This window comes from Streptomyces sp. NPDC044002, from assembly GCF_056434525.1.
Window position 1 is genome coordinate 48,245 of the sequence record NZ_JBWKEZ010000052.1, and the last position, 11,732, is coordinate 59,976.

The 11,732-nt window shown below is 71.9% G+C and carries 14 protein-coding genes; 5 read left to right on the top strand and 9 right to left on the bottom strand.

From position 1 onward, the window contains the following. Positions 1-82: 82 nt before the first annotated feature. Positions 83-412: a PLD nuclease N-terminal domain-containing protein gene (locus tag AC07A6_RS30530; RefSeq protein ID WP_478779303.1), complete on the top strand. Its 330-nt coding sequence runs from the start codon at positions 83-85 to the stop codon at positions 410-412. Between the two features lie 15 nt (positions 413-427). Here AC07A6_RS30530 and AC07A6_RS30535 read toward each other — a convergent pair whose 3' ends face one another. Beyond that, positions 428-793 carry a cupin domain-containing protein gene (locus AC07A6_RS30535; protein WP_478779304.1) on the bottom strand — a complete coding sequence of 122 codons (366 nt, stop codon included), beginning with the start codon at positions 791-793 and terminating at the stop codon, positions 428-430. Positions 794-920: 127 nt separating this feature from the next. Here AC07A6_RS30535 and AC07A6_RS30540 point away from each other — a divergent pair, with 127 nt between their 5' ends. Continuing rightward, entirely contained in the window at positions 921-1,397 is a 477-nt protein-coding gene (locus tag AC07A6_RS30540) for a MarR family winged helix-turn-helix transcriptional regulator (protein WP_478779305.1), read from the top strand. Positions 1,398-1,480: 83 nt separating this feature from the next. Continuing rightward, a complete protein-coding gene (locus tag AC07A6_RS30545) occupies positions 1,481-2,026 on the top strand; it encodes a hypothetical protein (RefSeq protein ID WP_478779306.1) in 546 nt (181 codons plus the stop codon). On the opposite strand, the gene AC07A6_RS30550 is transcribed toward AC07A6_RS30545, so the two are convergent. The 7 genes from AC07A6_RS30550 to hemL form a co-directional block, all read right to left on the bottom strand. Further along, on the bottom strand, positions 2,002-2,505 hold the full coding sequence (locus AC07A6_RS30550; RefSeq protein ID WP_362466275.1) for an SRPBCC domain-containing protein: 504 nt from the start codon (positions 2,503-2,505) through the stop codon (positions 2,002-2,004). The two genes, AC07A6_RS30545 and AC07A6_RS30550, sit on opposite strands and share 25 nt — an antisense overlap. Before the next feature lie 25 nt (positions 2,506-2,530). Next, positions 2,531-3,652 carry a c-type cytochrome biogenesis protein CcsB gene (gene ccsB / locus AC07A6_RS30555; protein ID WP_362466278.1) on the bottom strand — a complete coding sequence of 374 codons (1,122 nt, stop codon included), beginning with the start codon at positions 3,650-3,652 and terminating at the stop codon, positions 2,531-2,533. Then, a complete protein-coding gene (gene resB / locus AC07A6_RS30560; RefSeq protein ID WP_478779307.1) occupies positions 3,649-5,370 on the bottom strand; it encodes a cytochrome c biogenesis protein ResB in 1,722 nt (573 codons plus the stop codon). The genes ccsB and resB overlap by 4 nt, the downstream gene beginning before the upstream one ends. A gap of 13 nt (positions 5,371-5,383) precedes the next feature. Next, positions 5,384-6,166 (bottom strand): cytochrome c biogenesis CcdA family protein, encoded by a 783-nt coding sequence (locus tag AC07A6_RS30565; RefSeq protein ID WP_478779308.1) that lies wholly within the window; start codon positions 6,164-6,166, stop codon positions 5,384-5,386. Between the two features lie 4 nt (positions 6,167-6,170). Further along, positions 6,171-6,815 (bottom strand): TlpA family protein disulfide reductase, encoded by a 645-nt coding sequence (locus AC07A6_RS30570; protein ID WP_478779309.1) that lies wholly within the window; start codon positions 6,813-6,815, stop codon positions 6,171-6,173. Positions 6,816-7,312: 497 nt separating this feature from the next. Then, positions 7,313-7,987: a histidine phosphatase family protein gene (locus AC07A6_RS30575; RefSeq protein ID WP_478779310.1), complete on the bottom strand. Its 675-nt coding sequence runs from the start codon at positions 7,985-7,987 to the stop codon at positions 7,313-7,315. Beyond that, entirely contained in the window at positions 7,984-9,306 is a 1,323-nt protein-coding gene (gene hemL, locus AC07A6_RS30580) for a glutamate-1-semialdehyde 2,1-aminomutase (RefSeq protein ID WP_362467945.1), read from the bottom strand. The genes AC07A6_RS30575 and hemL overlap by 4 nt, the downstream gene beginning before the upstream one ends. Before the next feature lie 349 nt (positions 9,307-9,655). On the opposite strand from hemL, the gene AC07A6_RS30585 reads away from it, so the two are divergent. Further along, positions 9,656-10,093 (top strand): hypothetical protein, encoded by a 438-nt coding sequence (locus AC07A6_RS30585; RefSeq protein WP_007264729.1) that lies wholly within the window; start codon positions 9,656-9,658, stop codon positions 10,091-10,093. A gap of 49 nt (positions 10,094-10,142) precedes the next feature. Here AC07A6_RS30585 and AC07A6_RS30590 read toward each other — a convergent pair whose 3' ends face one another. After that, on the bottom strand, positions 10,143-10,748 hold the full coding sequence (locus tag AC07A6_RS30590) for a DUF2867 domain-containing protein (RefSeq protein WP_478779311.1): 606 nt from the start codon (positions 10,746-10,748) through the stop codon (positions 10,143-10,145). A gap of 98 nt (positions 10,749-10,846) precedes the next feature. On the opposite strand from AC07A6_RS30590, the gene AC07A6_RS30595 reads away from it, so the two are divergent. Beyond that, on the top strand, positions 10,847-11,422 hold the full coding sequence (locus tag AC07A6_RS30595) for a TetR/AcrR family transcriptional regulator (RefSeq protein ID WP_362467941.1): 576 nt from the start codon (positions 10,847-10,849) through the stop codon (positions 11,420-11,422). Positions 11,423-11,732 lie beyond the last annotated feature (310 nt).

Below are 11,732 nucleotides of genomic sequence, written 5' to 3' on the forward strand. Positions count from 1 at the left end.
GTATCCGTCACCCCATACCCTGGAAGCGTCACCGGGGCCCCGCGCGGGCCCGTCGTCACTTCCCGGGAGTCGGTCCCACACCGTGCTGCGCTATCTGCCGTTCCTGCTGATCCTGGCGCTGACCATCTACGCCTTCATCGACTGCCTGAACACCCCGGAGGAGGAGGTCAAGCACCTGCCGAAGACGGTCTGGGTGCTGATCATCCTGCTGTTCTCGATCGTCGGCCCGGTGGTGTGGCTGTTCGCGGGCCGCAAGCGCTCCGCGGTCGGCGGCGCGGGCGGGGGCCGGTCGCGCCGGCAGCAGTGGGTGGCGCCCGACGACAACCCGGAGTTCCTGAAGTCCCTGCGCGAGGAGCAGGAGAAGAACAGGGGCGAGGACGGGGAGAAGGACAAGGGCAAGGACAAGGAGTAGAAGGAGTAGTAGGGGTCACTGCGCCCAGGGCAGGACGCGGGTCCCCTCGGTGCCGGGGACCGAGGCGACGCCGTCGGCGCGCATGACCACGTACGCCTCGAAGCGCTCGGGGGCGTGGATCCGGCGCAGGACGTCGGGCGGCAGGACGAGGGTCTGGCCGGCGGACACCTTCTCGGTGCGGCCGTCGCAGGTGACCTCCAGGGAGCCGGCGGTGAGCTGCCAGACCTGTTCGCGGCTGACGGCGTGGTCGGGGCCGGTGGCTCCGGCGGGCATGTCGACGTGCCAGGTGGAGAGCTCGGAGCTGCCGCGGCTGGGGGCGGCGAGGCCGGTCATGGTGGCGTTGGGGGAGGCGGTGACGTTCTCGGGGGAAGCGCTGATCACGTGCAAGGCGGGTCCTCTTCCGTTTCCGTGGAATGCCGTGGAGTGCGCGGCGACAGATGCAAGTAAAGGGTCTTTACTCACGTGAGTCAAGGGGCTTTACTCGCTGCGCCCGCACGTCACTGCCACCATGGACCGCGTGACTTCCAACGAAGAGACCCCCGGCGTCGAGCTGGCCTTCCTGCTCGGGATCGGCTTCCAGCTGATGCTCGGCGAGTTCACCCGGCGCCTCGCCGACGAGGGCTACGCCGACCTGCGCCCCCTGCACGGCATGGCCTTCCAGGCCCTCAAGGGCCCCGGCGCCACCGCCAGCGAGCTGGCCGAGCGGCTCGGGGTGACCAAACAGGCCGCCGGGCAGATCGTCGACGACCTGGAGAAGCGCGGCTACGTCCGGCGCGAGCCGCACCCGGGAGGCGGGCGGCGCAAGCTCGTGGTCCTGACCCCGGCCGCCGAACAGCACCTGGCCACCGCCGGACGCGTGCTGCACGGGCTGGAGGCCGAGCTGGCCGGCCAGGCCGACCTCGGCGCGCTGCGCGGGGAGCTGGCGCGCCTCATCCGCGCCCTGCACGGGGACGGGGAACTGCCGCCGCTGCGGCCGGTGTGGTGAGACGGCACCGGCACCCGGCGGTGTGACGAAGACCGGCCGGAAAGATCATTGAACGCGTTCAACCCCGCTGGCAGAATCAGGCCATGCCACCGCCGCGCGTCCGGCCCCGGATCCGGATCCTCGACACGGTCCTGCGCAACCTGCTCGCGTACGGGGTGCTCACCTGCGCCCTGCTCGCCATGACGGGCGGCTGGGACCCGCAGCGCCACGACGCGCGCCCCGTCCCCGCCGTGTACGACGCCGACATCTCCGAGATCGTCGGCACCTGGCGCTGCGTCGACGGCACCGAGGTGGTCTTCCGGGCCGACGGCAGCGCCGACGTCACCCTCCTCGACGGCCAGGACCGCGACTACGCCGCCGGCTGGCGGCTCTCGGGTCCCGGCTCCTGGCGGCTCACCGGCCGGCAGCCCGCCGCCCGCACCCTCGGCCAGCACCTGCGGCTGCGGCTGCCCGCCCCGACCGCCACCGCCGCCCGCGCCGGCACGGGCCCGCCGGCGAAGGCGCCCGAACGGTACGCGTGGACCTTCGAGCTGCGCCGCGACGAGCGCGGGGCGCTGGAGCTGTACTTCGGCTTCTTCCTCGGGACCGGCCCGGCGCGCGGCGCCTACGTCCTGGAGAAGGACGCGTAGGAGGCGCGCAGCTCCGCCCAGCGGGCGTCGGTCCAGGCCGCCCAGTCCGTCGGGTGCCCGGCCATGAAGGCCTCCAGCCGCTCGAAGTGGTCGTGCCAGCCGGCCAGGCAGTCCAGGCGCTCCTCCTCGGAGCCGCCGCGCTCGTTCAGGAAGCGGATCACCGTCGAGTCGGTGCCGACCGCCTCCAGGTGGAAGCGGATCCGGCCGTGCTCGGAGACCGTGTACTCGGCGACCCGCTCGGTGTCCCAGGCGGTGACCTGCCCGGACACGGTGGTGCCGGTGTTGAGCCAGCGCAGGGTGACGGCCCCGCCGAGCCGGCGTTCCAGCACGTCCGCCGCCGCCAGCCAGCCGAGCAGCCCCTCCGCCGTGGTCAGGGCGGGCCACAGGGCCTCGTACGCGTACGGCAGGTGCATCTCGAAGCGGATGGTCCAGCGGCCGGGGCCGCGCGGCTCGCTGGTGGCATGGCTCACAGGAGACATACCACCAGCGTCCCACTCCCCCGGGTCAGACGCCCGCGTACGAGTGCTTGCCGCTGAGCAGGATGTTCACCCCGTAGTAGTTCCAGATCCAGCAGGCGAAGGCGAAGAGCGCCAGGTAGGCGGCCTTGCGGCCCTTCCAGCCGGCCGTGGCCCGCGCGTGCAGGTAGCAGGCGTACGCCACCCAGGTGACGAAGGACCAGACCTCCTTGGGGTCCCAGCCCCAGTAGCGGCCCCACGCGTCGCCCGCCCAGATGGCGCCCGCGACAATGGTGAACGTCCACAGCGGGAAGACCGCCGCGTTGATCCGGTACGAGAACTTGTCGAGCGAGGCCGCCGAGGGCAGCCGCTCCAGCACCGAGCTGCGGAACTTCCCGACGGTCCGGCCCGCCTCCAGGTGGCTCTCGTAGCTGTCGCGGAACAGGTAGAGCACCGCGCCGGCCGCGCCGATGTAGAAGACCGCGCCGCAGAAGATGGCGGTGGAGACGTGGATCCACAGCCAGTACGAGTGCAGGGCCGGGACCAGCTGGTCACTGTCGGTGTAGAGCCAGGTGGTGGCGATGCCGAGGTCCAGCAGGACCGTCGTGACCAGGATCAGGCCCAGCCAGCGGACGTTCTTCTTCAGCGCCAGGAGCAGCAGGTACGCGCCGACCGCGACCGTGGAGAAGGTCACCGAGAACTCGTACATGTTGCCCCAGGGGGCCCGCTCCACCGACATCGCGCGGGAGACCACGCCGGCCGCCTCGATGAGGAAGCCGAGGACGGTCAGCGAGACCGCGATCCGCCCGTACAGGTCGCCCTGCTCGGTGCCGCCGGCCGCGCCCGGGCCGTCCGGGACGTCCCGGCTGCCCGACGCGGAGCGGGTGACGACCTCCGGCTTGTCGAGGACGGCCGTGCCCCCGGTTGCACCGGCTCCACTGGAGCTACGCGCCCCCTTGTGGCGCACCTGCACGGCGGGGGCCGCGCCGGCCGCCGCCTTCGAGGCCGTCAGCGCGGCGGCCGTACGGCCCACCTTGCTGCGGCTGCCGAAGACCCACTCGGTGATGTGCGCGAGGAAGGCGAGCGTGTAGACCGCCATCGACGCGTACACCAGCTTGTTGCTGAGATCGGCGAGGCTCTCGTTCGTCGCCGCCGCGAGCAGCGTCGTCATGCGCGCTCCCCTTCTTCTTCCTCGGTGGTTCCGGCTTCCGCCGGTTGCGCCGGGCTCGGCGCCCGTTCGTACAGGGCGGCGCAGAGCACCGACAGCTCCTCCGGCAGCTTCGCCGACTCGCTGCGGCCCAGGCCCGCCAGCTCCACGACCGTCAGGCCGTCCTCGTCCCGGACCGCGCGGACCCAGATCCGGCGGCGCTGGATGAACAGGGACGCGGCGAGACCGCCGATGGCGACGAGGGCGCCGGCCAGGGCCAGCCCGTTGGCGGGCTGCTGGGTCACCGAGAAGGTGGCCCAGCGCTCGATGCCCTCGAACTTCACGGTGCCCGCGCCGTCCGGCAGGGTCATCGTCTCGCCCGGCAGCAGCCGCTGCTTGAACAGCTGCCCCTCCGGGTTCTTGAACTCCTGCATCTTGGAGGTGTTCAGCTGGTACACGTTCTGCGGCAGGCCCGCGTCGACGCCCAGGCTGCCGTGGTAGGCGCTGAGGGCGAGGACGGGGAAGTCCAGGGCCGGGAACTGCGAGAGCATCGTGCCCTTGCCCTCGCCCGCGAAGGTCGGCACGAACATGGCGTTGAAGCCGAGCTGTTCCTTGTCGCCGTTCTTGTTGCGGTAGCCGTCCGGGACCTTGACCGCGCCCGAGGAGCTCAGGTTGGCGTCGAATGGCAGCATCGGCACGGCGTCCTTGTAGATCACCTTGCCGGTGGGGTCGGTCACCGAGATGACCGGCGCGTAGCCGTGGCCCAGCAGGAAGATCTTGGAGCCGTCGATCTCCAGCGGCTTGTTGACCTCGATCTCGGCCTTCTTCGGCTCCCCGTGCGCGCCCTCGCTGTAGGTGACGTACGCCTTGAAGTCGCGCGGGGTGCCCTTCTGCGGGCCGGTCTTCTCGTAGCTGGCGTCGAACTTGTCCAGGGTGAACGAGAACGGCGGCAGGTCGTCGGAGGAGAAGAGGCTGCCGGACTTGAAGTCGTCGTACTGGGTGAGCGTGTTCGCGAAGCCCTTGCCGCGCAGGACGAGCTTGCCGCCCTCTGACTTGAAGAGCTGGCCGCACGCGAAGGCCACCAGCATCACGATCAGAGCGATGTGGAAGGCCAGGTTCCCGGCCTCGCGGAGGTAGCCCTTCTCGGCGGCGACGGACGCGCCGGCGGACTCCGTACGGAAGCCGCGCCCCCGCAGCAGCGCCTTCCCCTCGGCGAGGACCTCGTCCGGGGTGGTCTCCGTACGCCACGTCGCGTACGCCGGCAGCCGCTTCAGGTGGCGCGGCGCGCCCGGCGGGCGGCCGGTGAGCTGGCCGACGAACTGCCAGGTGCGCGGGACGATGCAGCCGATCAGCGACACGAACAGCAGGATGTAGATCGCGGAGAACCACACCGAGCTGTACACGTCGAAGAGCTGGAGCTTCTCGGCGACCGGCACCCAGAACTCGTGGGTCTTCTTCCACTCGGCGACCTTCATCGGGTCCACCTGCGTCTGGGGGACGAGGGAGCCCGGGATGGAGCCGAGGGAGAGCAGGAACAGCAGGATCAGCGCCACGCGCATGGAGGTGAGCTGGCGCCAGAACCAGCGGGCCCAGCCGACCACCCCGATGCCGACGGGGGCGGCCGCGCTCTCCTCGGCGGGGGCCGTGGAGAGCTGCGCCCCGGCAGCGGCGTCGGCGTCGGCCTCGGCCTCGTTGGGCGCCTCGTTGGGCACCTCGACGGGCGCCTTGTCGGTCGTACTCATGTCCGTGTAGTCCTCAGATCCCCACCGTGAAGCTTTGGGTCCAGCTCTGCATCTCGTTCACGATGCCGGTCCACATCCCCGTGACGAGCAGCAGGCCGGTCAGGATCAGCATGCCGCCGCCGATCCGCATCACCCATGCATAGTGCTTCTTCACCCAGTCGAAAGCACCGAGCGCCTTGCGGAAGGCGATCGCGGCGAGGATGAAGGGCAGGCCGAGGCCGAGGCAGTAGACGGCGGTCAGCAGCGCGCCGCGCCCGGCGGTGGCCTGGTCGATGGAGAGCGTGTTGACGGCGGCGAGCGTCGGGCCCATGCAAGGGGTCCAGCCGACGCCGAAGAGCACGCCGAGCAGGGGCGCGCCGAGCAGGCCCGCCGCCGGCTTCTTGTGGAAGCGGAACTCCCGCATGGTCAGACCCGGGATGGCGCCCATGAAGAAGAGGCCGAGGACGATCACCAGGCCGCCCATCACCCGGGTGATGACCTCCTTGTTCTCGCCCTGGAAGACGTCGCCGAACTGCCCGAAGAGGGCGCCCGTCGAGACGAACACGGCGGTGAAGCCGAGGACGAACAGGCTCGCGCCGGCCAGCATCCGGCCGCGCCGGGCCTCGGCGAGGTCGGCACCGCTGACGCCGGTGACGTAGGAGAGGTAGCCGGGGACGAGCGGGAGCACGCACGGCGAGAAGAAGGAGATCAGCCCGGCGAACAGGGCGATCGGCAGGGCCAGCAGCAGCGCGCCGTTCAGGACCGTGGTGTTGACGCCGGTGACCGCTTCGGCGGCCGGCAGGAGGTACGGGTCCACCAGGTCACTGCTCCGCGAGGAGCGGGTCGATCATCGAGCGCAGCTGCTCCTCGTTGACCGCGACGAGGGTGCGGGCGGCGATCTTGCCCTGCTTGTCGAGGACGATCGTCGAGGGGATGGACTGCGCGTTGAGCGTGCCCTTGGGGAAGCGGAGCATCAGCTTGCCGTCCGGGTCGTAGAGGCTCGGGTAGGTGATCCCGAAGTTCTCTTCGAAGGCGGCGGCGTTCTGCTTGCTGTTGTCGCGGGTGTTGATGCCGACGAACGCGACGTCCTTGCCGCCGTCGGCCATCTCCTTGGAGACCTTCGCGAAGTACGGGGCCTCGGCGCGGCAGGGCGGGCACCAGGAGCCCCAGACGTTGAGGACGACGACCTTGCCCTTGAGGGTGGTGGTGTCGAGCGTCTTGCCCTCGACGGTGTCCCCGTCGAGCTTGGGGGCGTCGACGCGGTCGGCCTTGGCGACGGTGGAGATGCCGCTGGGGCCGGTCACGTAGTTGCCGCCGGCGGCACCGGCAGGCTTGCCGCCGCTGCCCGAATCGCCGCACGCGGACAGGGTCAGGGCGCTCGCGAGGGTGATCGCGGTCAGCAGGACGGCGCGGCCGCTGGTCGAGCGGCGGCTGGTTCGAGGTGAACGCGCGCGGCTAAGGCTCATGTGAAAAGTTTCGCATGACCGATTTGCCGATCTTCCGCACCCCCCAGGGGGGTGTCAATGTGCTGGTCAGGGTGTGGACGGCAGGTTCCGCCGGCCGCCGGACGGGGCCTGTCCGGGGCCCAGCGTCCGCAGTCCGGCCGCGTCCAGCCTGCCCGGGCGGTCACCGTCTGCCCTGCGGGGCCGGATCCCCTACCCGCCCTTCCACCGTTCCCCGGGCTCCGCCCGGACCCGTTCCGTGCGCTGCGCGCCCGGTGCGCTCAAACGCCGCGCGGGCTGGAAGTTGCCGCGCAGCGGCAACTCCAGCCCCGCCGGCGTTCGGCAACTCCAGCCCCGCCGGCGTTTGAGGCGCGGGGGTCTGGGGGCGGAGCCCCCAGGGAACGGGCGAAGGGCGGGTAGGGGATCCGGCCCCGCGCAGCGGCGCACCGCGGCCCCGGCCCGGCTCGGGCGCACCGGCCCCGCAGGCCCGGCGCAGCCCGAAGCGGGCCCAGGGTCCGGGGCTAGGCCCCGAAGGCCTTGGACTTGCCCTTCACCGGCTTCGCCCCCGCGAGCAGGTGCGCGGGAACGAGATCCCGCGCCGGCTCGCTGTACCCCACCGACACCAGCTTGTCGTCCTGGTACGTGAACGACGTCAGCGAAGCGAGCGTGCACTGCCGCCGCCGCGGGTCGTGCCACAGCCGCCGCCGCTCCGCGAAGCTCCGTACGATCCAGATCGGCAGCTGGTGGCTGACCGCCACCGCCTCGTGCCCGCGCGCCGCGTCCCGCGCCGCCTCGATCGCGCTCATCATCCGCACGACCTGCTCGACGTACGGCTCGCCCCACGACGGCTTGAACGGGTTCGTCAGGTGCTTCCAGTTGCCCGGCTTGCGCAGCGCGCCGTCTCCGACGCCGAAGGTCTTGCCCTCGAAGACGTTGCCCGCCTCGATCAGCCGGCCGTCGGTGGCCAGCTCCAGGCCGTGCACCTTCGCGATCGGCGTGGCCGTCTCCTGCGCACGCTCCAGCGGCGAGGCCACCACGTAGGTGACGTCCCGGTCCTGGAGGTGCTCGGCGACCCGGTCGGCCATCTGCCGGCCCAGCTCGGAGAGGTGGTAGCCGGCCCGGCGCCCGTACAGGACGCCCTCCGGGTTGTGCACCTCGCCGTGCCGCACTACGTGGACGACGGTGATGTCGCTCATGCCGTCGCCTCCGCGGCGGCCCGCGCGGCGGCCGGCAGCGCGGCCGCGATCCGCTCGACCGCCCGCTCGTCGTGGGCCGTGGACACGAACCAGGACTCGAACGCCGACGGCGGCAGGTAGACGCCCTGCGACAGCATCGAGTGGAAGAACGCGTTGAAGCGGAAGCCTTCCTGCTTCTTCGCGTCGTCGTAGTTGCGGACCTGCTCCCCGGTGAAGAACACCGAGAACATGTTGGACGCGGTCTGCAGCCGGTGCACCACGCCCTCCTTGCTCAGCGCCGCCGTCACCAGGCCCTGGATCTCCTTCGAGACCGCGTCGACCTTCGCGTACGCCGCGTCGTCCAGCAGCCGCAGCTGCGCGAGGCCCGCCGCGGTGGCGATCGGGTTACCGGAGAGGGTGCCCGCCTGGTAGACCGGGCCGGCCGGGGCCAGGTGACCCATGACGTCCGCGCGGCCGCCGAACGCCGCCGCCGGGAAGCCGCCGCCCATGACCTTGCCGAAGGTCATCAGGTCGGGCTTGACCCCGTCCACCCCGTACCAGCCGGCGCGGGAGGTGCGGAAACCGGTCATCACCTCGTCGGAGATGTACAGCGCGCCGTTCTCGCGGCACAGGTCGGCGAGGCCCTGGTTGAAGCCCTCGGCCGGGGTGACGACGCCCATGTTGCCGGGCGCCGCCTCGGTGATCACGCAGGCGATCTCGCCGGGGTGCGCGGCGAACGCGGCCCGGACGGCTTCGAGGTCGTTGTAGGGGAGCACGATCGTGTCGCCGGCCTGCGCGCCAGTGACACCGGGGGTGTCGGGCAGGGCGAAGGTGGCCAGCCCGGAACCGGCGGCGGCCAGCAGCGCGTCGACGTGTCCGTGGTAGCAGCCTGCGAACTTGACGACCTTGGCGCGGCCGGTGAAGCCGCGGGCCAGCCGGATCGCCGACATGGTCGCCTCGGTGCCGGAGGACACCAGGCGCACCTGCTCGACGGGCTCGATACGGGCGGTGATCTCCTCGGCGAGGGCGACCTCGCCCTCGCCGGGCGTGCCGAAGGAGGTGCCGCGTGCGACCGCCGCCTGCACCGCCTCGATCACCTCGGGGTGGGAGTGGCCGAGGATCATCGGCCCCCACGAGCAGACCAGGTCGACGTACTCGCGCCCGTCGGCATCGGTCAGGTAGGGACCGGTACCGGACACCATGAACCGGGGCGTACCGCCCACGGCACGGAAGGCGCGCACGGGAGAGTTCACGCCGCCGGGGGTCACGAGGGACGCGCGCTCGAAGAGCGTCTGCGAAACTGGGGCTTCATACGGGTACGGGTAGCTCACACCAGCCATGGTCTCAGAGGCCGCGACAGACTTGCGGAGGGGCGTTTCACCGCGCCGCCGCGGGGGAGGTCACTGCCATGATGATCAGGCTGCGTGGCGGGGGCCGCGGGGCCGGGGCAGGCAATACGTGTCGGGTGGAGATATGCAACGCGGTGGTGGACCGGGCGAGGGTACGGACGGCCTGGACCCGCAGCGCGCCCGTGAAGCCCGTGAAGCCCGCCGGCGCGGCAAGCACCGGCGGCGCGCGGCCGAGGCCGCCGATCCCGCACCCGCCCAGGGCCCGGGCCGGCCGCCCGGCACCGAGGACGAGGCGGACGACGCGGAGGACACCGGCGGCGGCCTGCCCAAGGGCCGCGGCATGGGAGTGACGTACAAGTACTTCGGCGCCCCCGACGGCGCCACGGCAGCGCGGGTGCCGCAGACGATGCGGCCGGAGGAGCTGGGCGGCGACGAGCTCGGCATGGGCGGCATGTTCACCAAGATCAAGCCGGAGACCATGGCCGCGATGGTCCTGACCGGCATCGAGGGCATACCCCTGCACAAGGTGCCCCCGCTGGAGCTCGTCGTCCTGCACCCCGACTACGCGGTGGTCAAGCTGCCCATGACGGTGGTCGACCCGCTGCGCGGGGTGGGCGAGGAGTCGGTGGGCGCGGCCGCCTTCATCTGGTCGACGGTCCCCGACCGGGGCGGCCCGCGCGACGCCTTCAACGTCTACCAGCTGCTGCACGAATGGCAGGACTTCTCCCACCGCCTCCACGAGAACGGCCACCAGGCGTACTGCCTCGTCTGGCCGTAGCCGTGCCCCCCGGGGGGGGCCGGGGCCGGAGCCTGGGCCTGGGCGGCCGTCAGACCTCGGCCCGGCGCTCGGCGGCCGTCGCCCGCCACTCGCGGCCGATCGCCCTGATCAGCGCCGGGTACACGCCCACGTACCGGAAGGGCTTGATCGCGGCCATGTACACGGCACCGAGCAGCCCGTTGGGCTTGACCAGGACGGCCATCTGGCCCCGGTAGCCGCCTCGGCCGTCCGGGACCCAGCCGATGTGCATCACGCCGTGCACGGCCTTGTTGCCCATCTCCGCGACCCACTCGTCGTGCGTCAGGTACACGGAGGTGAAGGGGTAGCCCTCCACGTCGGGTCCCCGCAGCCCCTCGGCGAGGTCGGCGGGCAGCCTCCCCCGCAGCGAGTCCACCCGCTTCCCGACGCCGTCGCCGGCCTCGTCCCAGCCCAGCAGCGCGCCGAGCTTCCAGCGGATGGCGAAGAGGATCCGGTACAGCGGGGAGGAGATGTCGGACTCCCCGTCCCGTTCCTCGGCGAACTGGGCCACCAGCCACGCGAGGTCGTCCGGGCCGCCCGGTGTCGGCAGTGCCCAGACGTCCTCCAGCCGGAAGTCGGGGGCGATCTCGTGGATGCGCCAGGGCCGGGAGGTGTGGGCGGTGCTGGGGAGTTTCATGTATGTGCCCCTCATCTATACGATGCCGTATAGATGAGGCTAGCCCCATCTATACGAAGGCGTACAGATCATCACCGGCACGTGACGGGAGACACACCATGGCCACCGCCCGCACGCCCCGCGGCAAGTGGATCGAAGAAGGCCTGCGCGCCCTCGCCGCCGGCGGCCCGGACGCCGTGCGCGTCGAGGCACTCGCACAGGCCCTCGGCGTCAGCAAGGGCGGCTTCTACGGGTACTTCCGCAACCGCGACGCGCTGCTGGAGGAGATGCTCGACACCTGGGAGCACGAGGTCGCGGACGCCGTGATCGAGCGGATCGAGAGCGGGGGCGGCGACGCCCGCACCCGGCTGGACCGGCTGTTCACCTTCGTCAGCGAGTCCGCCGACGGCCCGGTACGGGGCATCTCCGTCGACCTGGCGGTCCGCGACTGGGCCCGCCGCGACCCGGCCGTCGCGGCGCGGCTGCGCCGCGTCGACAACCGCCGGATGGACTACCTGCGCGGGCTGTTCGGGGCGTTCTGCCCCGACCCGGACGACGTCGAGGTCCGCTGCCTGATGATGTTCTCGCTGCGGATCGGCGGCCAGTTCATGGCCGTCGACCACGGCGGCCGCACCCCGGCCGAAATGGCGGACCTCACCCGCCACTGGCTCCTGCGGGCCCCGACCCCTTCTTGACGCGCCGCTCGCGCGGCTCGGCCGCGGGCGGCCTCCCCGGCTTCGCGCCGCTGCGCCGGCCTCCGGCCGTCGACCAGCCGAGCGGGGCCGGTTCGCGTGGCCGGGGCCGGTGGGTCGGGTGCGGGTGGGTGGGCCGCTGCGCGGGGCAGTCCCCTACCCGCCCTTCCACCGTTCCCCGGGCGCTGCCCGGACCCGGTACGGGCGCTTCGCGCCCGTCGGCGTCAAAAGAGGGGAGGGGGGGGGGGGGGACAAAAGGGGGGGGGGGGGGGGGGGGGGGGGGGGGGAGGGGGGGAGAGGAAAAAGCCGAGAG

Excerpts from the sequence above, each read along its gene's own strand:
- AC07A6_RS30540 (WP_478779305.1), top strand. The coding sequence starts at position 921 with ATGGACCGCGTGACTTCCAACGAAGAGACCCCCGGCGTCGAGCTGGCC.
- AC07A6_RS30545 (WP_478779306.1), top strand. The coding sequence starts at position 1,481 with ATGCCACCGCCGCGCGTCCGGCCCCGGATCCGGATCCTCGACACGGTC.
- AC07A6_RS30550 (WP_362466275.1), bottom strand. The coding sequence starts at position 2,505 with ATGTCTCCTGTGAGCCATGCCACCAGCGAGCCGCGCGGCCCCGGCCGC.
- ccsB (WP_362466278.1), bottom strand. The coding sequence starts at position 3,652 with ATGACGACGCTGCTCGCGGCGGCGACGAACGAGAGCCTCGCCGATCTC.
- resB (WP_478779307.1), bottom strand. The coding sequence starts at position 5,370 with ATGAGTACGACCGACAAGGCGCCCGTCGAGGTGCCCAACGAGGCGCCC.
- AC07A6_RS30570 (WP_478779309.1), bottom strand. The coding sequence starts at position 6,815 with ATGAGCCTTAGCCGCGCGCGTTCACCTCGAACCAGCCGCCGCTCGACC.
- AC07A6_RS30575 (WP_478779310.1), bottom strand. The coding sequence starts at position 7,987 with ATGAGCGACATCACCGTCGTCCACGTAGTGCGGCACGGCGAGGTGCAC.
- hemL (WP_362467945.1), bottom strand. The coding sequence starts at position 9,306 with ATGGCTGGTGTGAGCTACCCGTACCCGTATGAAGCCCCAGTTTCGCAG.
- AC07A6_RS30585 (WP_007264729.1), top strand. The coding sequence starts at position 9,656 with ATGGGAGTGACGTACAAGTACTTCGGCGCCCCCGACGGCGCCACGGCA.
- AC07A6_RS30590 (WP_478779311.1), bottom strand. The coding sequence starts at position 10,748 with ATGAAACTCCCCAGCACCGCCCACACCTCCCGGCCCTGGCGCATCCAC.
- AC07A6_RS30595 (WP_362467941.1), top strand. The coding sequence starts at position 10,847 with ATGGCCACCGCCCGCACGCCCCGCGGCAAGTGGATCGAAGAAGGCCTG.